This window comes from Synechococcus sp. CCY 0621, assembly GCF_019038465.1.
Classification (GTDB): domain Bacteria; phylum Cyanobacteriota; class Cyanobacteriia; order PCC-6307; family Cyanobiaceae; genus Cyanobium.
The window spans coordinates 1-22361 of sequence record NZ_JAFKRH010000005.1; the positions used below are offsets into that span (position 1 = coordinate 1).

Genomic DNA, 22361 nt, shown 5'->3' on the forward strand with positions numbered 1-22361 from the left:
TGACCGAATAGACGACGCTGAACCAGAAGTGGATCCGCCGCCAGGGCCGCCAGCGCGTGGCCGGACCGACCGTGGTGGCGGCGTAGGCGATCAGCACGATCGCGATCAGCGGCAGCAGGAAGTAGCCGAGCATCGCCCCGAACAGCAGCGGCAGAGCCCCCTCCTGCACATGACTGTGGATCTCCGGCGAATGGCCGTGGAACAGGGGCATCAGACCCAGGTCCACGTGGAAGAGCATCGCCAGCAGCCAGGCGATCCAGAGCGTGATCAGCCGCAGGGCATGGTTGATCGACGCGTTCATTGGCCTGGAGGCTTGTTCCTTCAGTGTGGAGAGCACGGCAGCGAACACATCGGCAACGTGGCGGTTCTTCGCGGATGGATGAACCAGCTGCCGACCGGATGCGGCTACGGGGCCAGCCGCTCGATCGCCCAGCGAATCGGCCCTGGTGGCACCCATGCCGAAAGCTCCGAACCCCCGTAGTGGCGCTTGGCTCCTGATCCGGTTAGGAATCTCCCCTCTTCTCCCTGCGGACAACGCCATGATCACCGTCATCCTCTATGTCCTGCTGGGGATCACAGCCGGCACCCTGAGCGGCCTGATCGGCATCGGCGGCGGCGTGATCATCGTGCCGGCGCTGGTGTTTGTCTTCGGGTTGTCGCAGCACGCCGCCCAGGGCACCACGCTGGCCCTGCTGGTGCCGCCGATCGGCATCTCGGTGCCTGGACCTACTGGAAGCAGGGCTATGTGGACATCCGCATCGCCGCTTTCATCTGCCTCGGGTTCCTGCTTGGCAGCCTGCTGGGGGCACGGGTCGCCACTCAGCTGCCAAACCTGCTGCTGGGGAGGATCTTCGGTGGGGCGACGGTGCTGATCGGCCTCAGGATGCTGCTGGCCCGTTAGGCCTCACGGCCTCACGAGGCAGGGCTCACCGCAGGGGGCCGCCACACCAGCACCGGCAGTGTGCTGTGCGTGAGCACTTTCTGTGTCTCGCTGCCCAGCAGCAACGCCCCGAGCCCGCGACGGCCGTGGGAGGCCATCACGATCAGATCACAGCCCAGCCGCTGAGCCGCTTCGAGGATCGCGCGGTGCGGCTCATCGCTCTCGAAGCATTCCGCCGCCACCTGGATCGAGCCATCAGGGTCGCCGGCCTGCTCAACACGAGCCACGAGGCCCTTCAGATAGGTGGCGGCGCTATCAGTGATCAGCTGGTGAACCTCCAGGAGGGTCTTCGCATTGATCTCAGCCTTATCCACGAAAGGTGGCACCGTGGCGTAGGCATAGGCGCCGACCGTGGGCAGCGCATAGAACACGGTCAGCCGTGCGTCCAGCCTCTTGGCTAGAGCGATGGCGGCCTGCAGCGCCCCTTCCGACAGCTCACTGCCATCGACCGGAATAAGGAAGTGGGTGAATATGTCAGCGGGGAATAGGGGAGAACTCCATCGGATTCAGCCCAGAGAGGTGAGGTCGATGCGCTTGCGCACCCCATCGGGCAGGTTGCGGGAGATGGGGCAGAGCTTCATGCGCTCCTGCATGTAGGCGATGGCGTCAGCATCGGCAAGGCCCCGTTCCTGCTCGGAGGCGGCGGCATCCAGGCGGATGCGGAAGTCACCCTCCACGCTGGCCACGATCCAATCGCTGCTTGTGGTGACGACGAAATCGGCCTCCACCTGTTGCAGCGGAATGGCCTTCTCCCTGGCATTGGCCACCAGGTAGAAGTGCTGGCAGAGCAGCAGCGAGATCAGGTAGATCCGGAACCCCGGCATGGTGAGGCTGAGCTGCTGGGGTTCCCAGGCGCCGGAATCGGTGAGGAACTCCACCACTAGGCCAGCGGTGGCGCGATCCGGAGCGGTGTGGCTGCTGCGCAGTCTGAACTGGAAGGAGCGTCCACTCATGGTGCGATTGAAACGGCTGAGGAAGCGGAGACGGGAGAGGCTGGCCAGGAGGGAGACCGCACGTTCTGGCGGCTGGCGGCAGCTGTGGAAACGGCAGGCGGGTGGTCGTGGCGTCGCCAGGCCTCAAATCCGGTGAGCAGCGCCGAGCCGATCAACAGGGCCGAGAAACCCTGCCGCAGCCGCACCTCTGGCAGGTGAGGCGCAAGACGCTGGCCGACCACTGCCCCCAGGAAGCCACCACCCACCAGAGGAAACAGGAGCGGCAGCTGGGCCGTGGGCCAGTGGCCCAGGGCGGCAAGGGCCACCAGGGAATTCGTGGTGATCAGCAGCAGGCTCGTGCCGCTGGCGAGCGGCATCGGCAGGCCCGCCAGAAGAACGAGGGCTGGCACGATCGCAAAACCGCCGCCCACCCCAGCGACACCGGTGAGCAGGCCGACCAGCACGCCCTGGCTGGCCAGCGCCACGGGGGAGCCTGCTGGGCGTCCGTCGTTGGGGGGATGCTCCAGTGCAACCCGGCGATTGAGCAGCCAGGACGCAAGCAAAGCCGCTGCCGTGAAGATTCCCAGCTGCACCGCCTCCGGGATCAGACCGGCCTTCACCAGGGAGCCGCCGATCCAGCTGCCGGCGAGTGCCGGCAACCCCAGCACCAGGGCGGGTTGGATCGCGACCTGGCGGCGGCGGATGTAGGGACCCACATTGCCGAGGGCCAGCAGGCTGACCACCAGCAGCGAGAGCGGAACCGCGGCCTTGGTGGGCAGGGCCGCACCGCTCACCAGCAGGGGCAAAAGCAGGATCGAGCCGCCTGCCCCGAGCACGGCGAGCAGAAATCCGATCAAGGCGCCGCCCGCCAGGAGCAGCGCCATGGTTGCTGTGATCATGTCCGTTGTGATCCCATCGCCACCTTGTTCCAGGGCATGGCGGCGAGCAGGCGGGCCATGCCGCAGAAGCCGCTGATGCCCGCGAAGGTGAGGCCGGCGCCCACGAAGCCACTCAGCCAGATCCAGCCCGGGGCGACCGTCTGGCTCAGGATCACCCCCAGCAGCACCAGGCTGCCGGCCGCGATCTGCACCTGGCGCATCAGGGGAAGGGGTGCCCCCTTGAGCTTGCGCACGTCAAAACCGGCCTGCTGCCAGGCGGGCACGCCGCCCAGCAGGTCGGCCATCGGGTGGGGGTGGCCCTGCCGGAGGAGTTGGTTCAAGGCCTTGGCACTGCGATTACCGCTCTGGCAGACCAGCACCAGTGGCCCGCGGGGTAGATCGGCCTGGGTGATGCGCGAGAGCGGAATGTTGAGGCTGCCGCTGATGTGGCCGGAGGCATACTCCATCGGTTCGCGCACATCAATCACGGTGACGCCTTGGGCCGCCAGTTGGTCGGACAGGTCATGGGCGCTGATGCGGGTGGCGCCTGGTGTCGCGGAGGTGGTTGTCATGGTTAGGGGAGTGAAGATCTGAGGAAGGGGTGGCACGGGCTAGACGATCGGAACTGGAAGCCTCAGGCCTGCTTGGCACCATCGAGTGGGTAGCCCTCAGCAGCCCAGCGGCTCAGGCCGCCGCGGAGGTTGGCCACCTGGGAACGGCCGGCCTTGAGCAGCTGCTGGGTGGCCAGGGCCGAACGGCTGCCCGAATGGCAGACCACCACCAGGGGGCGACCTGTGGGGATCTCGCTGGAGCGGCTCTCGAGCTCCGGCAGGGGGATCAACAGGCTGCCGGCCACCCGGCCATCGGGTCCGTTGAATTCCTCGGCGGAGCGCACATCGAGCACGGTGAGATCGCTCTGATGGGCGACCACCCAGGCCGGGGTGAGTTCAGGCAGGCCGGCATAGCTGCGGGCGAGGGGCGCCCAGGCGGGCGCGGCGGCGGCCTCGCGGGGCTTGCCGGAGCGCATGTTGCCTGGCAGGGCCTCGGCGATCTTGTGGGGATGGGGGAGCTTCATGTTCTCCATGTGACCCACAAAATCCCGCTCGCTGGCGTCGCCGCCCAGGCGGGCGTTGAAGGCCTTCTCCTCGGCCACGGAGGTGACGCCCCGTCCGGTGTAGTCGTGGCCGGGATAGAGCAGGCAGCGCTCGGGCAGGGAGAGGATCTGCCCGGTGATCGAGTTCCAGAGGGTGTGGGCATTGCCCTGCTGGAAGTCACAGCGGCCGCACCCGCGAACCAGCAGGGCATCGCCCGTGAAGGCCATGCTGTGGTCGTCGAGCACGAAGGTGATGCAGCCGTCGGTGTGGCCTGGGGTGGCACGCACCTCCAGAGCGCGGCCGCCGAAGTCGATGCGATCCCCATGGGCCAGGGGAAGGGTGACGTTCTCGGCGCGGGCAGCTGCCGCCAGGCCGATGGCACAGCCGGTGGCCTCGTGCATCAGCCAGCTGCCGGTCACATGGTCGGCATGGGCGTGGGTGTCGATCGAGGCCACCAGATCAATGCCCAGCTCCCGGATCAGGGAGAGGTCGCGGCCGTGCTGCTCGAAGACCGAATCGATGATCACCCCCTTGCGGCTCGGCACATCGGCCAGCAGGTAGGTGAAGGTGCCGGTGTCGGCATCGAACAGCTGGCGGAAGAGCAAGGAGCCACCGCCGGCGGCGGCCGAGAGGGACAAGGCGGGAGCGGGAGCGACGGCCATGGGTGATCGATCACTAACTGCTATGAGCATAGCCGCATTATGCGCGTTAAGACCATGTGTGTTGTCCGGGCCGCTGGTCGCCAACGGCCCACGCCCTTAACGCGTGCTGCATAATGCGTTTATCGACATAAGCCCGTTCATGCGCCGGACCCTGCCCCAGTCCCTGCCAAGTCCCCAGCTGCTCGATGAACTCAGCAGCTTCTTCCGCCTTCTGAGCGAGTCGGCCCGACTTCAGTTGCTCTGCCAGCTCAAGCACGGCGGGCCCATGGATGTGGCCTCCCTGATCGAGGCCACCGGCTTCAGCCAGTCCCACATCAGCCGCCAATTGGGTCAGCTGCAGCGCGCCGGGCTGGTGAGCTGTGACCGGGATGGCACACGGCTGATCTATGCGGTGGCCGACCCCCTGGTGGAGGACCTCTGCAACCTGGTGCAACGTCGGCTCAAGCAGCGGTTGGAGCAGCAGCTCAGCCAACTGCAGGCGGTGTGATCACGGCTGCTTGAAAGCCAGCCCCAGGGCACGCACCAAGGGCCCGAACGGCTTGAGGAAGCGGCTCTCGTGCAGGCGCCCCTTGAGCACCCGGTGCCAGTACACCCAGGGGAACACCCGTGTTTCCACCAGGAACATGCTCCAGCGCTCCTTGGTGGGATCCACCAGGAAGGAACTCACCGGCTGGAGGCTGTAGTCGAACTCCGCCATCACCACGTCGTGGAAGCTGGTGATCAGGGGGCAGGCGGTGTAGCCGTCGTAGTGGGCTTGTAGCGGGCCTCCATCGAGCTGGGCCAGCAGGTTGGCCACCAGCACCGGCGCCTGGCCGCGCACGGCCGCCAGGCTCTTGGCGGTGGGCAGGGAACTCACATCCCCGAGGGCGAACACATCGCCGTAGCGCTTGTGCTGGCAGGTGAGCCTGTCGACTTCCACCCAGCCCCCCGGCCCGGCGATCGCCAGGGGGCTGCTGGCGATCACATCCGGGGCCGCCATCGGCGGCACCACGTGCAACAGGTCGTAGGGGATCTCCTCCCGCCGGGGCTCCCCGCCCTCGCCCCTGACCTCGAAGACGGCCACCCGCTCCTCGGCTCGCACCTCGATCAGGTTGTGGAGCAGGCGGGTCTCGATGCCTCGGCGCGCCACGACGCACTCGACGCTGGCGTTGTAGGCCTCCACCGGATACAGCTGCGCCTGGGCGCTGCAGAAGATCACATGCGTGTTCACGCCCACCCCGCTGGTGGCCTGGAAGATGTCGTCGGCCAGGTACATCACCTTCTGCGGGGCCCCCCCGCATTTGATCGGTGTGGCGGGATGGGTGAACAGGGCCGTTCCACCGCGGAAGTCGCGGATCGCCTTCCAGGTGGCGGCGATGTGGGGGTGGGAGTAATTGCTGACGACCCCGTGCTGGCCGAGGGCCTCCGGCAGGCCCTGGATGCGGCTCCAGTCGAGCTTCAGGCCGGTGGCCACCACCAGCACCTCGTAGCTGAGGGCGACCCCGGCCGCGGTGATCACCCGCCGGGCCTCCGGCTCGAAGGAGGCGGCGCTATCCCGGATCCAGACGGCACCGGCCGGGATCACGGCGGCCTCGGGCCGTTGGGTCTGGGCGTAGGGGAGCAGGCCGGCGCCGGCCAGGATCCAGCCGGACTGGTAGGCGTGAACGGAGGCGGGCTCCAGGATCGCCACGTCCAGGCCGGGGCGGGCGCGCAGCAACTGGGCGGCGACGGTGATCCCGGCAGAGCCACCGCCCACGATCAGAACCTGGTGGTGGCGGTGGTGTTTCGCTACGGATTCGACCATCTCACGGCCATGCTCTTCGTCCCAACCTGGGTCGGGCCCCAGCCGACACGCCGCCCGCCACACACAAGTTAATGCGCCAAAACGCATAAAAAGATAAAATCAGTTGAAACCTCGCCGGTCACGCCGATGCCTCCAGCTCCGCTGCGGCTGCAGAAGCATGGGGGCATCTTCACCGCGGTGAACCCCTCCGACTGGCTGCGGCACTGGCGCCACCCCAATCACCTGATGCTGGCGGTGCCTTGGCCCGGTTTCTTCGGGCTGATCGCCGCGGGGTATCTGCTGCTCAACCTGCTGTTCGCCCTTCTCTACTGGCTCGATCCCCATGGCATTGCCGGGGTGGCTGGCGAGACCACCAGTTTCCTCGAGGCCTTCTTCTTCAGCGTTCAGACCCTGGGCTCAATCGGCTATGGCGCTTTCCATCCCAGCAGCCTGTTCACCCATCTGGTCGTCACCGTCGAATCGTTGCTGGGACTGATCGTGATCGCCCTGACGACGGGGATGGCGTTCAGTCGCTTCTCCCGTTCCACGGCCCGGATCCTGTTCTCGGAGGTGGCCACCGTGCACGACTACGACGGCCAGCCCACCTTGATGTTTCGCCTGGCCAACGAACGCCGCAAGACCATCCTGGAGGCCACGGTTCAGGCTTATCTCGCCATCGATGAGCGCACGACAGAGGGCCATCGGATGCGGCGTCTGCACCCGCTGGCCCTGAACCGCGATCGCTCCCCGCTGTTTCTGCTCACCTGGACGCTGATGCATCCGATCGATGACCGCAGCCCGCTGCGGGGGCGAACAGCCCGGGATCTGGCCGCTGGCGAGGCCGAGATCCTGGTGTCCTTCCGCGGCATTGACGAAACCCTGGAGCGACCGATCTATGCCCATCACAACTACCCCATCTCCCGGGTGTTGTTCGGTATGGCCTTCGTGGACATGATGCAGGAGGAGGATGACGAGGGCCAACGTTTCGAGTCCGCCAATTTCAACAGGACCCACCTCTGCCCATCCATTGAGCCGTCCTGAGTGGCTGGAGCCAGCTTCCTGACGCTCAGCTCAGCTCCACCAGGGCTTCTCGCCGGTGCGGGGATCACTCTCGCTCCAGGTGCTGAGCAGCACCCGTTCGTCCTCCACGGCCACATGGGCCAGGGCCAGGGGCAGCGGGGCGGGACCGCGGACCACGGCCCCCTCGGGGTCGTACTGGCTTCCGTGGCAGGGGCAGATGAACTTGTTTTCGCCGCTGTTCCAGGGGACCACGCAGCCCAGATGCGTACAGATGGCGTTGAGGCCGATGGCGCCGATGGCGCCCTCTGCTTCAACGATCAGATAGGTGGGATCGCCCTTGAGGCCCTGCACCAGGCTGCGGTCGCCTTCGCTATGGCTGGCCAGCCAGCCGCTGGCCGCGATCGGATTGCCGAGCTCGTCGAGGGCAAGGGCGCCACCCGATGAGCCAGCCTCCCGTGGAGGGATGAAGTAGCGCACCACCGGGTACAGGGCGCCGAGCGCCACCCCGGTGACGGCACCGAAGGTGAGCAGGTTCATGAACTGGCGACGCCCCAGGCTGGGGACCTCGTCTCTGGATGGGAGTGCGGGAATGAGGGTCATGGCTCAGGAACGTCCGATCCATTTATGAGGTGATACGCATACTGTAGAAAAGTCTTGGCAGTGGTGTGGCTCAGCCCGCGGCAGCGGCGAGAGCCGCCTGAACCTCCGGCAGGTGTACGGCATACATGCCCCGCAGGTCACCCACCTTGAAGTCGAAGGCCTTGTCGTCGGGGTAGTTGGCCTTGATGAACGCCGGCCGACTGGCCTTGGTGCCGTGGCAGGCCAGGCAGCTCGGCTCAACGTTGATGCGGCGGTAGTAGTTCAGGCCGGCGCCCTGGTCTGCCACGGCCGGCTCCCAGAGCCCGTTGATCTCAGGGTGTCGGCTGAACAGATCGATCACCTGGCGCTCCTGAGCGTTGGCGGGGGCATGGTCGGGGTTGCGGTATTTGCTGGCCACCTGGCGCACCTGCCAGCCGTTTTCCTTTCCGATGGCGATGACCCGCATGCCTACGGGCTTGCACACCTCCTTCATCGTTTCGATGGTGGGCTCCTCGGTGCGGCCCTCGAGGGTGGAGGCCAGGGAGATGCGCATCTGATCGAGCTGCTCCATCGCCACAACGGCCTTGGAGAGTGCTGCCGAATCGACCGGCGGCGAGGCCTCTGCTGCCAGGGCGGTACCCGGCAGGGCCGTCAACAGCCCAACGCCGACCAGCATCAGGAGCAGGGTGGAGAGGGCCAGCCGTGCCAGCCGCTGGAGAGGAGTGGTGAACGTCATCGGATCAGGTGCCAAGAGAGGTTGGTGATGCCGCTGAACTCAGCAGCTTCTGGACAATGGCGATGCCAGTGGTGGCCTGCCAGCCGAACAGCAGCAGCACACCCCCGTTGATGGCCACGTGCAGGCCCCGGGCCCAGTCCTTGCCCTTCTGGAGGGAAGGGCCCAGGGAGGCCGTGGCGATCACCAGCACGGCAACGGCAAGACCGACAAACAGGTGGGGGCCGATGATCAGCTTGCCGTTCTTGAGGAAGGTGGCAGCCATCCCACCGGCGGCGCCCAGCAGGGTGAGGCCCAGGATCACCACACCGAGTTGGGCATGACGCTGGCCGTAGTGCAGGGGAACCAGCGCCTTGCGTTCCTCGGCGCTCACCTTGCGGATCAAGCTGGCCTTGTAGCCGAGGTAGCCCGAGTAGAGCATCAGGCCCAGCAGCACCCACATCAGCACCGGGTGGACGAAGTTCAGGGCGAAGGGCATGGGGCCTCGGGAACGAAAGGGATCCGCGAAGGCGGCATCATTTCAAGCCTTGCCAGGTTGCCCATCGGTGAAGGGGGAGGGAATCAGGAGATTGAAAAGGGCCCGGATCACTCCAGGCCCCAGGGTGGCTGCTCAGTCCATGGAGCGAAGCAGGATCGACTGGGCGGGATTCAAAGTCCCACTAACCGATCGCAGGCGCACGGAGCGCCACAGGGGTCAGCTCAACCGCCGCCAGATCGAGGGGGAAGTTGTGCACGTTGCGCTCGTGCATCGCCTCGATGCCGAGGCCTCCGCGGTTGAGGATGTCGGCCCAGGTGTTGATCACCCGGCCCTGGTGATCCATCACCGAGTGGTTGAAGTTGAGGCCGTTGAGGTTGAACGAGAAGCTCACCACCGCCAGGGAGGCGAACCAGATGCCCACCACCGGCCAGGCGGCCAGGAAGAAGTGGAGGCTGCGGCTGTTGTTGAAGGAGGCGTACTGGAAGATCAGGCGACCGAAGTAGCCGTGGGCGGCCACGATGTTGTAGGTCTCTTCCTCCTGGCCGAACTTGTAGCCCTTGTTGAGGGATTCGGTTTCCGTGGATTCCCGCACCAGCGAACTGGTGACCAGGGAACCGTGCATGGCGGCGAACAGGGCGCCACCGAATACGCCCGCGACACCAAGCATGTGGAAGGGGTGCATCAGCACGTTGTGCTCCGCCTGGAGCACCAGCATGAAGTTGAAGGTGCCGGAGATGCCCAGGGGCATGCCGTCAGAAAAAGAGCCCTGACCGATCGAGTAGATCAGCAGCACGGCGGTGGCGGCGGCCACCGGAGCGGAATAGGCGACGGCGATCCAGGGGCGCATCCCCAGGCGGTAGCTCAGTTCCCATTCACGGCCCATCCAGCAGAAGATGCCGATCAGGAAATGGAAGATGATCAGCTGGTAGGGGCCGCCGTTGTAGAGCCATTCATCGAGGCTGGAGGCGGCCCAGACCGGGTAGAAGTGCAGGCCGATGGCGTTGGAGCTGGGCACCACCGCGGCGGTGATGATGTTGTTGCCGTAGAGGAGGCCGCCGGAGACGGGTTCGCGGATGCCGTCGATGTCGACGGGCGGGGCGCCGATGAAGGCGATCACGAAACAGCAGGTGGCCACCAGAAGGGTGGGGACCATCAGCACGCCGAACCAGCCCACGTAGAGGCGGTTGTCGGTGCTGGTCACCCAGTCCTTGAAGCTGTTCCATGGGTTGCCCCAGGAACGCTTGAGGATGGTTGTCGTCATGGCGAGGAATGAAGACGGGACTGGGGAGAGCTGCGAAGGCGAGGGCGGCCCATCGTGGTGGATGGACAGCCGAGCGCCGACTCTTCCCAATAAAACGGTAGCGTTGAAGCCTTCTATGACGCGAAAGACGTTATGAGCATTCTTTCTCAAAGGGCTGGTGCGGGTTTCCGCCCAGCTGCGCACCGGCTGCATCGACCCAACTGGCGGCCAGTCTTCGCCGCTGTTCTGCTGGCCCTGACCCTGATGCTGCTGCCGCTCCAGGCCCAGGCAGCAGCCGATCCACAACGCTGGACCCTCACGGATTCCTCGGGTCATCTCTGGGGCCTGACCCTGTCCGAGCAACCTGATCCCGCCTACCCAGCCGGCTGGCGAGTGCGCCTGACTGCCCGCTCACCCGGGCAGATAGTCGATCACCAAAGGCCACTGCTCCTGAGCGATGGCCTCGGCGGCGCCTGGGAGCTGCCGAACCGCAGTGAGGAACTGGTGCGACAGGGGGAGGAGGTGATCCCCGAATCCTCGGCCCAGTTCGACGCCCACGCCCTGGACCCAAGGCCCAGCGACGTGCTGCCGCTGCAGCTGGAGGTGCCGACCGACAATCGAGAGGGCACGACCTTGGTCATGCTGCAACCTGAACTGGTTCAGGCGCTCCATGAGCTGCCACCCAATGAGGTGACATGAATGCGTTGGGCTACCGGCTGAGAGGAAGGCTTCGCCCGGCTATCAGCGAGGCTTGAATGTATGACGAGCAGGATCAGGGGCCTTGGGATCTGCCGAACCCTCCTGGGTCTGTCCGCAGTGAAGCCCAGATCACAGACTGCCAACCCGTCGTCATCTACGGAAGCTTTCAGGTGCCAGAATCTCTAGCTACATATTTTCACTGTGAACTTCGGCTTCGCCGGTGCCTGCCCTCAGCGGCATGAGCGACATTTCAAGCTGCCTCTGCTATGCGTGGGGTCCTCTGAGGCGCAGGGCTCCTAACAGCAGGCCCGTGAGTTTCCCGATCGGTTGATTACCTTCGGCTATGGCAACGTGTTTCTGTTTCCGCCGGCCTGAGTTGGGGCCTCCAAATAGCAGAGGCAGCGAAAACGCAGGGCCGCCAATTCGTCGTAGAGAGGATTCAGTTTTCAGAGCGCGGGAATGTGGAGCAGCGTTCTCCCGTACAGCATCACATCGCGCTCGAATGGATACTGGCCGGGGATCAGGCGCAGCAGCAGTCGCGCGAAGAACGGATCCCTGGGTTCGATGCGCTGCAGCAACCGCTGTAGCGGGGTGAACAGCGATGCGGTTCTCTCGCCGGGAGCCTGGAGGTTCGTGGCGGTCATCAGACAGCTCACTGGGTGACTCAAAGGGGAGGGGGCCATGCGAATCAGCCGGACCTGGCAGGCGTTCCCGTGGAGGCTGCGCCCTCATTCCCTCGGGCGAGGGTGGGCAGCGCCGTGGATGGTTGCCCGCCGCCGTTCGTAAGCCAGCGCCCACTCCATGGGATCGCCGCCACGGGGGAGCAGACGGAGGAATTCCGGCAACGCGAGGATTACCTCCACTGCCTCGCCCAATCGTTCCACCGAGCGACTGCCAGCCTACTGTTTTTTCAGCTTCTGCTCCAGCCGTTGGAAGTACCAGGCCGAGGCTTCCAGGCCCGCCCTGGGCCGTTGCCAGCAGGTGGGATCGCGGTGGCTACCGAGCAGGTGATCCCAGACGTAGTGCGCCTTGTCCGCCGCAGTTGCAGCAGGCTTCTCGAATCTCAGACATGTCTGGTTTTTCAATTTCATTCCGATGGCGGACGGATTTGCCAAGGTTGGCGTGATGGAGGAGTTCGGCCCCTCCTCTCAGATCTTCAATTCCCCCAAGCAGGAATCAACCAGGGATTACGTCGCCGGGCTGTTCGGCTTAGAGCTTGCTGAAACACCCTGCGAGACCTGCAAAAATGGGTCATTGCCCTGAGGTTGATGCGAGGTCAGCAGGAGCGAAATAGCTCTCTGTTTCCTAGGTGTTTGCGGGTAGCCGTCTCAGCTGCCGTGTTTTCACAAATTCCCAAAGAAGCTCTTGGCAACAAGCCTCTGATAAATCCGCAGACTTTCTAATTGTTCAGTACCAACTTCAAAGGGCATATTTTGGCGATTCGGTTTTTCCCCGATCGTGCGCCTGATTGGCCTCGTTCTGTGGTGGGTGATGCCCCTCAACGAGAGCAGCCCAACGCCGCCCATCGCCTCAGAACCCCGCCTCATCGAGCATCCCCCGCAGCACCTCGGCGCTGTGGCGCAGCTGCCCCATCTCCTTCTCGGTCAGGGCCATCTGCACCAGGGCGGCGGCGCCGCTGTCGTTGACGATCGTGGGCAGGCTGAGGCAGACGTCGGGCAGCCCGTAGTGGCCGTGGCTGCGGCTGCTCACGGTGAGCATCTGGTCCTTGCTGCGCAGCACCGCCTCGACGATCTCGGCGGTGGCCAGGCCGATCGCCCAGGAGGTGCTGCCCTTGAGCCGGATGATCTCGTAGGCCGCCTGGCGCACCTCGCCATGGAACAACGCCTGAAGCTCGGGATCCGCCAGGGTGCGGCTGCCTTCCCAGCCTCCATCGACCAGCTCCGAGCCGGCCACCACCACCCGGCTCCACACCGGCACCTCCGAATCGCCGTGTTCGCCGATCACGTAGGCCTGGACGTCGTGGGGATCGATCCCGAGACGACGACTGATCGCCATGCGGAAGCGGGCGGAATCGAGCACGGTGCCCGAGCCGATCACCCGGTGGGCGGGGAAGCCGCTCAGCTGGCCGGCGATGTGGGTGAGCACATCCACCGGGTTGCTCACCACCAGCAGCACCGCCCGGGGGCAGTGGAGGGCGATCGGTGGCACGAGCTTGCGGAACAAGGCCGCATTGCGCTCGATCAGCTCCCGCCGCGACTGGCCCGGCTGCTGGGCCACACCGGCAGTGATCACCACCAGGTCGGCATCCCGTCCCTCCGCCTCCACGCTCCCGGCCCGCAGGTCGGTGCGGGGCAGGAAGGGCAGGCCATGGCAGAGGTCCATCACTTCCCCCTCCAGCCGGTCATGGGCCACATCCACCAGCACCAGCTCCTCCTGGCAGCCCCGATGCAGGATCGCCACGGCGCAGGCCATGCCCACGGCGCCGCAGCCCACGATCACCACCTTGCGGCCGGGGAGGGTGCGCCCCCGCGTCTGGGCGCCGGTGGGAAGCAGCAGGTTGCAGAAAGGGGCGGCTGAGGCGTCGCCGACCGCCGGGGTGAGATTAGGCACCGGCGGCAGGGGCCTGGGGGTGGCTGGAACAGGTCGTTGCGGTTGGGTTCACTGCGCCTCCGCCCTGGGAATCGGGCCGTCAGCCCAACGGAAACACCACCGGGCGCCGCTGTCACGGCTCCGGGACCACAGCCGGGGGTGTTCCCCGAGGCCAAGGAACCGCACGCCAGCGGCGCCGGGATCCCCCGACTAGTTCCTGTCGGCGCGGGAGGCGGTGTCGGCGGCCGGCGCCCGGGGCGGCAGTCCCCCCGCCCGCTCCTGCAGCCAGCCTGCCGGCAGAGCGAGGCTGCCGGCGCAGCCTCCGAAGCGCAGCTGCAGCCAGGTGATCACCGCCGCGTCGCCGGCCACGATCGCTTCGATGGGCTCCTGTGGACTCCCCTGGTCCTGGTCTTTCGCAGGGGGATGGCGGAAGGCCTGGGCCAGTCGCAGCTCCTCCACCAGCTCCGGCCCCAGGTACCAGAGCTCCACGGCCGCGCCCTTGCGCTGGCGCCGTTCCTCGATCAGTTCCCGCAGCTGGCCGTCCCCGCTGAGCTGGCCCCGTGGGGCCACCAGGAAGGAGAGGGAGCGCTGGGGCGCGGCGGTCGGGGCCTTGGTGGTGGTGGACATGGCGTAGCGGGGTGCGGAGGGGACGGAGGTGGGGTACGGCGGCGGATGCAACGAATTTGCCTCCATAGCAGCATGAAACCACAGTACCGTTATACCGTAAGCACCAGCGCCCTCCCGGGCCCGACCTCCCCCCTGCGCCGTTCCCCATGACCACCGCCATCCCTGTCGCCATCTCCGACCATGCCAGGCCCGCCGATGTGCAGGCTCACAAGGGTTTCGGTCCCCGGGTACACCGGCTCCACGGCCGCATCGGCGCCGCCCACCACCAGGCCGAGGGCATGTCCTTTTCCCGGTCGCTGCTGGCGGGCCAGGCCAGCCCCCGCCAGCTGGCGGCCCTGATCCGTGCCCTCGCCCCCGCCTACGGCCTGATCGAGGCCCAGGGCCCCCTGCTCGCTGCCGCCCTGGGAGCCGGCGGTTTCCCCTGGGCCGACCTGGCCCGCAGCCAGGCCCTGCACCAGGACATCGACAGGCTCGCCGTTGTCCCGGCCACGCCCGCTTCCGCGGCGGCCGGGATCTGGTTGGAGCACCTGCAGCGCCTGGCCCAGCAGGCCCCGCACCGGTTCATGGCCCACGTCTACGTGCGCTACGGCGGCGATCTCTCCGGTGGCCAGCAGCTGGCCGAGCAGGCCCAGGCCATCCTCGCCAGCCAGGGCCTGCCGCCCCTGCAGTTCTGGCAGTTCCAACGCCCCATCCCCGAGCTGAAGCAGGAGCTGCATGACGCCATCGAACGGATGGACCTCAGCGATGACGAGGAGCAGGAGCTTCTGGAGGAATCCGTGGTCGCCTTCCACGACACCCAGCGATTGCTGGCGGAGCTGGGGGACCTCGCCGTCTAGCCGCCCCGCCTGAACCCCTCTCCCACCCAACCTCCCCTCCCCACACCATGACCCCAGCGGCCACCGTTTCAGCGCCCGGCGCCACCACCATTGATCTGCTGCTCAAGCACGACCGGCCCGTCCCCCGCTACACGAGCTATCCCACGGCGGCGGCCTTTCACGGGGGCGTCACGGCGGCCGACCTCGAGACCCAGCTGGCCCGCCCCACGGACGAGCCGTTGTCGCTCTATGTGCATGTGCCCTTCTGCCGCAACGCCTGCTGGTTCTGTGGCTGCAACCGCGTCACCACCGGCGCCGGTTCCAAGGTGGTGGGTCCCTACCTGGAGGCCCTGGCCGCGGAGCTGGAGCTGATCTCCCGCCGCTCCGCCCAGCGGCGGCGCCTGGCCCAGCTCCACTGGGGCGGAGGCACCCCCAACTACCTGACCATTGCCGAGCGCGAGAGCCTCTGGCGGTTGATTGAGCGGCACTTCGATCTGGAGGACGATCTGGAGGCCTCCATCGAGGTCAATCCGGAGGCCCTCAGCCGGGAGGATGTGATGGAGCTGCGCCGCCTGGGCTTCACGCGGATCAGCTTCGGCATCCAGGATGCCGATCCCCTGGTGCAGCGGGCGGTGAACCGGGTGGTGCCCGTGGACCAGCTGCGCCGGGCCATGGCCTGGATGCGGGAGGCGGGCTTCGCCAGCGTCAACGTCGATCTGATCTGCGGGTTGCCGCTCCAGACCCCGGAGCGCTTCGACGCCACCCTGGCCCTGGTGCAGGACCTGCGCCCCGACCGGGTGTCCCTGTTTTCCTTCGCCTACCTCCCCGAGCAGCTGCCCCTGCAGCGCAAGATCGCCCGGGAGGATCTGCCCTCCCAGCGGCAGCGGCTGCAGATGTTGGAGAGTGCCGCCTCCCGGCTGGGCGGCTGCGGCTACGACGCCATCGGCATGGATCACTACGCCCTCTCCGGCGACAGCCTGGCCGTCGCGGCGCGGCAGGGTCGCCTGCACCGCAACTTCCAGGGCTACACCACCGGTGGGGAGCTGGAGCTGCTGGGGGTGGGGCCCACGGCCATCAGCCAGTTTCCCGGGCTGTTCAGCCAGAACCAGCGGGATCTGAAGGCCTACGCCGCCAGCATCGCCGCCGGCCAGCTGCCGGTGGAGCGGGGGCTGGTGGTCAGCGATCCGGAGGTGCTGGAGCGGCGGGAACTGATCCGGGAAGTGATGTGCCATTTCCAGGTGGCGATCGATCCGGAGCTCTACGCCGCCGAATGGGCCGCCCTCGGGGAGCTGGCCGGCGACGGGCTGGTGCGACTCAGCCAGGTCGACGGCCTGGGACTGGTGGAGGTCACCGCCTCGGGCCGCTGGCTGATCCGAACCGTGGCGGCCGTGTTCGATCCATCCCAGCGCCGGGTGGCCTCCGGCTCGCGGCTGATCTGAGCGGCCTCAGCCCTCCAGGACGCAGTTGATCTTCAGCTCGAAGGGCACGGCGCTGGCGGGCAGTCGCAGCAGCTGGGCGGTGAGGGCGGCCAGGTCCTCGGGCTGGGTCATGGCGTCGGCGGAAACTGCCGTCACCTGGGAGGCCATGGCGGTGTTCACCCAACCCGGGCAGATCGCCGTCACCCGGATGCCGGCGTCCCAGCCCTCGTTGCGCATCGACTGGCACAGGGCCATCAGGGCGAACTTGCTGCATGGATAGGCCGCCAGGGAACCCTTCACCCGCTGGCCGCTCATCGACACCAGGGTGATCACCCGGCCGTCGCCGCTGGCCACCAGTGCCGGCCAGGCGGCCCGGCTGAGCCACCAGGGACCCATCAGATTCACGCGCCACAGGTCCTCGATCTCCTTTTCCCCGCCTGGCGGAAACAGCAGGCACAGCCGGGAGAAGAGCCCGGCGCAGTGGATCACCCCGTCGATCGTGCCGAAGTGGGCCAGGGTCGCCGCTACCCAGTTGCTGGCCTGGCTGGGGTCGCGGGCGTCGTAGGGATGGAGCCGCACCCGCCCGGGCTGCAGGCGGGCGGCCTCCAGCAGCAGGCCCTGCGGCAGCCTGGCGGGATCCCGCACCCCCAGGCTGAGCCGATGGCCGTCGGCCAGGGCCCTCTCGGCGATGGCGCGGCCGATGCCGCGGCTGGCGCCGCTGATCAGCAGGGTGCGGGGCTGGGTCATGGCCGGCAGGTGCGGGGGTAGGGAGGGACAAAAAAAGGAGCTGACCGCCGTGGTCAGCTCCTGGTGATGTCTCCTGAGCCGCAGGGATCGTGGGGTCAGAGCGTGGCTTCGCCGGACTCTCCGGTGCGGATCCGGATCACCGTTTCCACGGAGGTGACGAAAAGCTTGCCGTCGCCGATTTCGCCGGTGTGGGCCGCCTTGGTGATGGCGGCGATGGCAGCGTCCAATTTGGCGGTGGGAACCACGATCTCGATTCTGGCTTTGGGCAGAAACTCGACAGTGAACTCGGTGCCTCGGTAGCGTTCGACCTGGCCTTTCTGGCGACCGAATCCACGGGAATCGGTGACCGTCATGCCGATGATGTCAAGGGCGACGAGGGCTGTCTTGATGGCATCCACCTTGGAGGGGCGGACCATGGCCGTGATCATTTTCATGGAAGGTTTGGTCTTCAGTTGGTCATTGGATCGTAGGCCTCTTCTCCGTGAGCCACGAAGTCGAGACCGCGCTCTTCCTCTTCAGCGCTGACGCGCAGGGGCATCAACGCACCGAGAATCCAGAGAATAACAGCCGTGCCCAGAGCAACAAATCCGTAGGTGAGGATAACAGCTTTGAGCTGGGCGATGAACAGGCCGAAGTTACCTGATTCCTCAAGGATCTTGGCGGAGAGGGGGAAATAATCCCCGGGCACCAGCGCCTTGGAGGCGAGGATCCCCGTGAGCAGGGCGCCCACCGTGCCTCCCACGCCATGCAGCATGAACGTGTCGAGTGAATCGTCGAACTGGATGGTGGCTTTCACCCGCACGGCGATGAAACAGGCCACGGCCGTGAGGATGCCGATCAGGATGGATTGCTCCATGTAGACAAAACCCGCTGCCGGGGTGATGCCCACCAGGCCGGCAACGGCACCGGTGGAAGCCCCCACTGCCGTGGGTTTGCCGTCCTTGAACCATTCGATCAGGCACCAGGTCAGCATGGCCGCTGAGGCCGAGGTTGTGGTGGTGAGAAAGGGGTAGCCGGCTGTCTTGGAGGCGAACATGCTGGCCCCGTTGAACCCGAACCAGCCGAACCAGAGCAGGCCGGCGCCCAGCAGGATGAACGGAACGTTGTGGGGCGGTCGCTTGCTGTTCGGCCACGTGGTGCGGGGGCCGATGATGGCGGCGGCCACCAGGGCGGCCACGCCGGAGGCGATGTGGACCACGGTGCCACCAGCGAAATCGATGGCTCCGATCGCACCGAAGGGTCCGATGAATCCACCCCCCCAGACCATCTTGGCCATGGGGGAATAGATCAGCAGGCTCCAGATCAGGCAGAACCAGAACCAGGCCTTGAAGCTGACACGCTCCACGAGGGCCCCGGAAATCAGGGCGGGGGTGATGATGGCGAACATCCCCTGGAACAGGGCAAACGATGTGGCGCTGATTGGGAACCCAGCGGCCAGGGGCTGGTCGCCCAGTTCACCGCCGACGCCATGCAGGAACATGGATCCCAGGCCACCGATGAAGGGGCTGCCGAAGCCCGTATCAAAGGACAGGCTGTAGCCGATCACCACCCAGAGAACCCCGATGAGCCCCATCAGGAAGAAGCTCATCATCATGCAGTTCAACACGTTCTTGGAACGGGTGAAACCGCCGTAGAAGAAAGCCAGACCTGGGGTCATCAGCAGGACCATCGCCGAGCCCACCAGCATCAGCAGGGTGTCGGCCCCATCGGTCGGGGCCAGGGCCAGGGAGGCGTTGGCGGCTCCGGCCATCAACGGCAGCAGGCCGGCCCCAAGCGCGAGCAGAAAAAAGGCGAGACGACGCAGCTGAGGATCCTGGAGGCGTTCCAGAAACGTTTGGCGGAAGCGATCAAAGGTCCTTGCTACGGACCAAGCTCCACCGGAAGGTGAACCGTGCATTGTGAGGGGAAGAATCCTTCCTCAGTGGCCACCTTTCACCCTCTGTGCCTAGGGAGCAAGCCTCTGTAGCAACGACCACAAACATCCGGTCCGACGAGCAAACGGTCACAAAAAAGCCGGGAGTGGTTCCCGGCTCAGTGTTTGGCTAGAGGAGGGGCCGGACTCAGGCGACGGCGGCGGCAGCGCGGTCGAAGTAGGTGCCCACTTCCGACATCAGGGCGGCGCAGTCCCCCTGGGTGATGCCGTTGCGATCACTGGCGATGGCGATGGCGGCGTCCTTCATCTTGCGGATGCCTTCGGCCACCGAAGCCCCGGGAACGCCGAGGGCCAGGTAGGTCTCACGCAGGCCGTTGAGGCAGCGGTCCTCAAGCACAGACGCATCACCGGTGAAGATCGCGTAGGTGATATAACGCAGAACGATCTCCATGTCGCGCAGGCAGGCAGCCATGCGGCGATGGGTGTAGGCGTTGCCGCCGGGGGCGATCAGGGCGGGCTGCTGGTCGAACAGATCGCGGGCGGCGTTGGTGACGATCTTCGAGGCGTTGGAGGTGATGCGGTTGACGGTGTCCATCCGCTTGTTGCTCTCGGCCACCATGGCTGCCAGGGCGTCGATCTGGCCGGGGCTGAGGAACTCGCCGCGGGCGTCGGCCTGGGCAACGAGCTTGGTGAAGGCGTCGAACATGGGGTGTCGCTGGTGGCGCGGGTCCCCAGACTTTAGGTTCGTCGTCCTTGGTGGTGCGAGGGCCGCCTGTGGGTTTTGGCCATGGGGGGATGCCTAGGCTATGGAAACCGTTTGTCCCTGCCATGGCCGGCTCCTTCACCGCGCCATTCGAGCCCATGGACTGGGCGGAGCTGGCCGTGGAGGCGGCGCCCACCCTCGCCACCCCAGCCTTTCGGGATCCGGCAACAGGGCCCACCAGCCCCCAGGCCCTGTGGCGTCTGTTCGGCCGTCCGGAAGGGGAAGTCCGGGTGACGCTGTACCGGGACCACCACGCCTGGTGCCCGTACTGCCAGAAGGTCTGGCTGTGGCTGGAGGAGCAGCGGATTCCTTATCGGATCCGTAAGGTGACGATGTTCTGCTACGGGCAGAAGGAACCCTGGTACACCGACCTGGTACGGGGCGGCATGTTGCCGGCCCTTGAGCTGGACGGTCGGCTGATCACCGAAAGCGACCGCATTCTGGAAGCCCTTGAGGCGAGTTTCGGTCCGCTTGGGCAGGGAATGAACGCCCAGCAGGTGCTTCCCCTGCGCCAGTTGGAGCGTCAGTTGTTCCGGGCCTGGTGCCAGTGGCTCTGCGTCCCGAGCCGTGGGGCCCAGGAGGAGGTGCGGGGCCAGCAGGGTTTCGATCGCTTCGCCGAACGCTTCGCCAGCGCCCTCAGCGCCGGCCCCGGACCGTTTCTGCTGGGGGAGCTGGGCACGGTGGACCTGATCTTCGTGCCCTACCTCGAGCGCATGAACGCGAGCCTGGCTTACTACAAGGGGTACCTGCTGCGGGAGCGCTACCCGGCCATCGATCGCTGGTTCCATGCCCTCGAGCAGCGTTCCACCTATCTGGGCACCCAGAGCGACTTCCACACCCACGCCCACGACCTACCCCCCCAGATGGGGGGCTGTTACGCCAGCGGCCTGCCGCAGCAGCAGGCCATGGCGCAGCGCATCGATGCCGGCCCCTGGCCGCTGGTGGCCACACCCGGGTCCGATCCCGAAACCAGCCAGAGCGAGCCATCAGATGCGGCCGGCGTGGCCCTGGCCAGGGTGCTGCGGCACCGGGACACCCTGCTGGCACGCAATCCCCTCGGCCGGGACGGGATGGATCGGCCCTTGCGCTGCGCGCTCACCCTCCTGATCACGGGAAGGGAGTGCCCGCCGCCGGCGGGATCGGCCAAGGGGCTGCGCTACCTGCGCGATCGCATCAGCGTGCCGAGGGACATGCCACTGCATGCCGCCCGTCGGCTGCGCCGCTCCCTGGAGGCCACCGCCCGCCTGGATCCGGCCGACGCCACCGCCCAGGGGGAGCCGATTCCGGTGCAGCATCGCCGCGACCAGGATCCGTCTCCATTCCTGGCCGCTGTGAACCGCTCCGCAGGTGCGGCCCCTTAGCGTTAGCTCCACCGCTGCAGCTGGCCATGGCCCGTCCTTCATGGCCCAGGCCCCCGGGGGGGAGTGCCGCCCTCCTGCCGCTGGCGGCGCTCTTGTTGCTGCTCGGCAGCGCGGCGCCCGGCGCCCGAGCCCTGGAACTGGGGGACCGCACCGCGTTCGTGCGGGCCCCCTGGAAGGTGACCCTCACCAGCTTCACCACCAACGTGGGCCAATCCCCGGCGGAGTACTTTTTCACCCTCAGCCTCGATGAGCTGGCGGGTGCCTCCCTCGGCGGCCTGACCATCCAGCAGACCAGGGGTGCCGACTGGCAGTTCCCCTTCGCCGTCGAGCGGACCCGGGCCTTCCTGGGGGCCCCCCGTCGTGAGGGCCGCCAGGTCCCCGTGCTGGCCAGCTTCGAACCGGCCGCCCGGCGCTTCACCCTGCAATTCCCTGAGCCCGTTCCCCCCGGGGCGACCGTCACCGTGTCGCTGCGGCCCTGGTTCAACCCCGTCCAGGCCGACACCTATCTGTTTCAGGTCACGGCGATTCCAGCCGGACCGGGCCCAGTGGCCAGCCCGGTGGGGGTGGGCACCCTGCGCATCTACCAACCCAACGACTGGTGAGCTGAGCGGGGGTCAGAATGAACACACTTCGACGGCGTCAGTGATGCAGGCCAGCTGGAATGGAACGGTGATCGCCAGCAGCGATGACATCGTGACGGTGGAAGGCAACGCCTACTTCCCGGCGGAGTCGCTGGATGCCGCCTGCATCAGGCCTTCCAGCCACCGCTCGGTCTGCGGCTGGAAGGGGGAAGCCCACTACTACGACCTGGTGGTGGACGGGAAGGAGAATGCCAATGCCGTCTGGTACTACCCGGAGCCGAAGGAGGCCGCCAGCAACATCCGTGGCCGGGTGGCCTTCTGGAAAGGCGTGTCGGTGGGCTGAGACCCTCAGGTGCCCGGGTAGCGCAGGGTGCGCCATTCACCGCTCATCGTGCTCACTTCCACGCCGATGCCAACCGGTCCCTGCACGGGGCCGAATTCTTCCTGCCACCAGTGCAGCGCCTCACTCCAGGCCGCATCCAGGGACTCGTAGAGGTCGTCGAGGATGGGATGGGGTTCACCCTGCTGATCCACCAGCCGGTAGGTGCGGCAGGAGGGAGAACTGCTGCGGTGACGGGTCTGAGGTAAGGAGATCGCCACGTCTTGCCT

At 66.6% G+C, this 22361-nt stretch carries 28 protein-coding genes and 2 pseudogenes; 11 read left to right on the forward strand and 19 right to left on the reverse strand.

Annotated features, from left to right (window positions below; genetic code table 11):
• On the reverse strand, positions 1–301 hold a 301-nt coding region (locus tag KUG43_RS00665), incomplete at its 3' end, for a hypothetical protein (RefSeq protein ID WP_216905210.1).
• A 238-nt stretch (positions 302–539) separates the two neighbouring features.
• On the opposite strand from KUG43_RS00665, the pseudogene KUG43_RS16835 reads away from it, so the two are divergent.
• Positions 540–647: pseudogene (locus tag KUG43_RS16835) on the forward strand (sulfite exporter TauE/SafE family protein); the annotation flags it as partial.
• Between the two features lie 98 nt (positions 648–745).
• Positions 746–901 carry a hypothetical protein gene (locus tag KUG43_RS16840; RefSeq protein ID WP_353617876.1) on the forward strand — a complete coding sequence of 52 codons (156 nt, stop codon included), beginning with the start codon at positions 746–748 and terminating at the stop codon, positions 899–901.
• Between the two features lie 11 nt (positions 902–912).
• Here the strand turns inward: KUG43_RS16840 and KUG43_RS00675 are convergent, their stop codons facing one another.
• From KUG43_RS00675 to KUG43_RS00695, 5 genes are all read right to left on the reverse strand, one after another.
• Positions 913–1446, reverse strand: a complete 534-nt coding sequence (locus KUG43_RS00675; RefSeq protein ID WP_216905279.1) for a universal stress protein — start codon at positions 1444–1446, stop codon at positions 913–915.
• Complete coding sequence (locus KUG43_RS00680) at positions 1447–1893, reverse strand: hypothetical protein (protein WP_216905211.1); 447 nt, start codon at positions 1891–1893, stop codon at positions 1447–1449. It lies immediately after the preceding gene.
• Positions 1890–2756 carry a sulfite exporter TauE/SafE family protein gene (locus tag KUG43_RS00685; RefSeq protein WP_286194258.1) on the reverse strand — a complete coding sequence of 289 codons (867 nt, stop codon included), beginning with the start codon at positions 2754–2756 and terminating at the stop codon, positions 1890–1892. Before KUG43_RS00685 ends, KUG43_RS00680 begins: the two co-directional genes overlap by 4 nt.
• Before the next feature lie 11 nt (positions 2757–2767).
• Positions 2768–3322, reverse strand: coding sequence for a rhodanese-like domain-containing protein (locus KUG43_RS00690; RefSeq protein ID WP_216905213.1), 555 nt, complete (start codon positions 3320–3322; stop codon positions 2768–2770).
• Positions 3323–3384: 62 nt separating this feature from the next.
• Positions 3385–4506, reverse strand: a complete 1122-nt coding sequence (locus KUG43_RS00695) for an MBL fold metallo-hydrolase (protein WP_216905214.1) — start codon at positions 4504–4506, stop codon at positions 3385–3387.
• Between the two features lie 139 nt (positions 4507–4645).
• Here KUG43_RS00695 and KUG43_RS00700 point away from each other — a divergent pair, with 139 nt between their 5' ends.
• Complete coding sequence (locus KUG43_RS00700) at positions 4646–4993, forward strand: ArsR/SmtB family transcription factor (RefSeq protein WP_216905215.1); 348 nt, start codon at positions 4646–4648, stop codon at positions 4991–4993.
• Here KUG43_RS00700 and KUG43_RS00705 read toward each other — a convergent pair whose 3' ends face one another.
• Positions 4994–6289: an NAD(P)/FAD-dependent oxidoreductase gene (locus tag KUG43_RS00705; RefSeq protein WP_216905216.1), complete on the reverse strand. Its 1296-nt coding sequence runs from the start codon at positions 6287–6289 to the stop codon at positions 4994–4996.
• Positions 6290–6415: 126 nt separating this feature from the next.
• On the opposite strand from KUG43_RS00705, the gene KUG43_RS00710 reads away from it, so the two are divergent.
• Complete coding sequence (locus tag KUG43_RS00710; protein WP_216905217.1) at positions 6416–7309, forward strand: ion channel; 894 nt, start codon at positions 6416–6418, stop codon at positions 7307–7309.
• Positions 7310–7339: 30 nt separating this feature from the next.
• Here the strand turns inward: KUG43_RS00710 and petC are convergent, their stop codons facing one another.
• The 4 genes from petC to psbA all read right to left on the reverse strand — a co-directional run bounded on the left by petC (position 7340) and on the right by psbA (position 10339).
• Positions 7340–7888: a cytochrome b6-f complex iron-sulfur subunit gene (petC, locus tag KUG43_RS00715; RefSeq protein WP_216905218.1), complete on the reverse strand. Its 549-nt coding sequence runs from the start codon at positions 7886–7888 to the stop codon at positions 7340–7342.
• A gap of 70 nt (positions 7889–7958) precedes the next feature.
• A complete protein-coding gene (locus KUG43_RS00720; protein WP_216905219.1) occupies positions 7959–8603 on the reverse strand; it encodes a Tll0287-like domain-containing protein in 645 nt (214 codons plus the stop codon).
• 4 nt (positions 8604–8607) lie between these two features.
• Positions 8608–9078 (reverse strand): DUF4079 domain-containing protein, encoded by a 471-nt coding sequence (locus KUG43_RS00725; protein WP_216905220.1) that lies wholly within the window; start codon positions 9076–9078, stop codon positions 8608–8610.
• A 181-nt stretch (positions 9079–9259) separates the two neighbouring features.
• Entirely contained in the window at positions 9260–10339 is a 1080-nt protein-coding gene (psbA, locus tag KUG43_RS00730) for a photosystem II q(b) protein (RefSeq protein ID WP_216905221.1), read from the reverse strand.
• 243 nt (positions 10340–10582) lie between these two features.
• On the opposite strand from psbA, the gene KUG43_RS00735 reads away from it, so the two are divergent.
• Positions 10583–11017, forward strand: coding sequence for a DUF3122 domain-containing protein (locus KUG43_RS00735; protein ID WP_216905222.1), 435 nt, complete (start codon positions 10583–10585; stop codon positions 11015–11017).
• Between the two features lie 341 nt (positions 11018–11358).
• Here KUG43_RS00735 and KUG43_RS00740 read toward each other — a convergent pair.
• Positions 11359–11700, reverse strand: a pseudogene (locus KUG43_RS00740) (Mo-dependent nitrogenase C-terminal domain-containing protein).
• Between the two features lie 346 nt (positions 11701–12046).
• Between KUG43_RS00740 and KUG43_RS00745 the strand changes: the two are divergent.
• Positions 12047–12280: a hypothetical protein gene (locus tag KUG43_RS00745; protein ID WP_216905223.1), complete on the forward strand. Its 234-nt coding sequence runs from the start codon at positions 12047–12049 to the stop codon at positions 12278–12280.
• 267 nt (positions 12281–12547) lie between these two features.
• On the opposite strand, the gene KUG43_RS00750 is transcribed toward KUG43_RS00745, so the two are convergent.
• A complete protein-coding gene (locus tag KUG43_RS00750; RefSeq protein WP_216905224.1) occupies positions 12548–13588 on the reverse strand; it encodes an L-lactate dehydrogenase in 1041 nt (346 codons plus the stop codon).
• 189 nt (positions 13589–13777) lie between these two features.
• The gene (locus tag KUG43_RS00755; protein WP_216905225.1) at positions 13778–14194 is read right to left on the reverse strand and encodes a hypothetical protein; all 417 of its coding nucleotides are present in this window, start codon (positions 14192–14194) and stop codon (positions 13778–13780) included.
• Positions 14195–14340: 146 nt separating this feature from the next.
• Here KUG43_RS00755 and KUG43_RS00760 point away from each other — a divergent pair, with 146 nt between their 5' ends.
• On the forward strand, positions 14341–15030 hold the full coding sequence (locus KUG43_RS00760; protein ID WP_216905226.1) for a biliverdin-producing heme oxygenase: 690 nt from the start codon (positions 14341–14343) through the stop codon (positions 15028–15030).
• Positions 15031–15077: 47 nt separating this feature from the next.
• Positions 15078–16448: an oxygen-independent coproporphyrinogen III oxidase gene (hemN, locus tag KUG43_RS00765; protein WP_216905227.1), complete on the forward strand. Its 1371-nt coding sequence runs from the start codon at positions 15078–15080 to the stop codon at positions 16446–16448.
• Between the two features lie 6 nt (positions 16449–16454).
• Here hemN and KUG43_RS00770 read toward each other — a convergent pair whose 3' ends face one another.
• The 4 genes from KUG43_RS00770 to cpcB all read right to left on the reverse strand — a co-directional run bounded on the left by KUG43_RS00770 (position 16455) and on the right by cpcB (position 19753).
• Entirely contained in the window at positions 16455–17174 is a 720-nt protein-coding gene (locus KUG43_RS00770; RefSeq protein WP_216905228.1) for an SDR family NAD(P)-dependent oxidoreductase, read from the reverse strand.
• A 95-nt stretch (positions 17175–17269) separates the two neighbouring features.
• Complete coding sequence (locus KUG43_RS00775; protein ID WP_216905229.1) at positions 17270–17608, reverse strand: P-II family nitrogen regulator; 339 nt, start codon at positions 17606–17608, stop codon at positions 17270–17272.
• Positions 17609–17622: 14 nt separating this feature from the next.
• Positions 17623–18924, reverse strand: a complete 1302-nt coding sequence (locus KUG43_RS00780) for an ammonium transporter (RefSeq protein WP_286194264.1) — start codon at positions 18922–18924, stop codon at positions 17623–17625.
• Between the two features lie 310 nt (positions 18925–19234).
• Positions 19235–19753, reverse strand: coding sequence for a C-phycocyanin subunit beta (gene cpcB / locus KUG43_RS00785; protein ID WP_216905231.1), 519 nt, complete (start codon positions 19751–19753; stop codon positions 19235–19237).
• Positions 19754–19875: 122 nt separating this feature from the next.
• Here cpcB and KUG43_RS00790 point away from each other — a divergent pair, with 122 nt between their 5' ends.
• The 3 genes from KUG43_RS00790 to KUG43_RS00800 are packed head-to-tail and all read left to right on the forward strand — an operon-like array spanning position 19876 to position 22095.
• Positions 19876–21171 (forward strand): glutathione S-transferase family protein, encoded by a 1296-nt coding sequence (locus KUG43_RS00790; protein ID WP_216905232.1) that lies wholly within the window; start codon positions 19876–19878, stop codon positions 21169–21171.
• A 26-nt stretch (positions 21172–21197) separates the two neighbouring features.
• A complete protein-coding gene (locus KUG43_RS00795; protein ID WP_216905233.1) occupies positions 21198–21773 on the forward strand; it encodes a DUF2808 domain-containing protein in 576 nt (191 codons plus the stop codon).
• 43 nt (positions 21774–21816) lie between these two features.
• On the forward strand, positions 21817–22095 hold the full coding sequence (locus KUG43_RS00800) for a DUF427 domain-containing protein (protein WP_216905234.1): 279 nt from the start codon (positions 21817–21819) through the stop codon (positions 22093–22095).
• 5 nt (positions 22096–22100) lie between these two features.
• On the opposite strand, the gene KUG43_RS00805 is transcribed toward KUG43_RS00800, so the two are convergent.
• Entirely contained in the window at positions 22101–22352 is a 252-nt protein-coding gene (locus KUG43_RS00805; RefSeq protein ID WP_353617877.1) for a hypothetical protein, read from the reverse strand.
• Positions 22353–22361 lie beyond the last annotated feature (9 nt).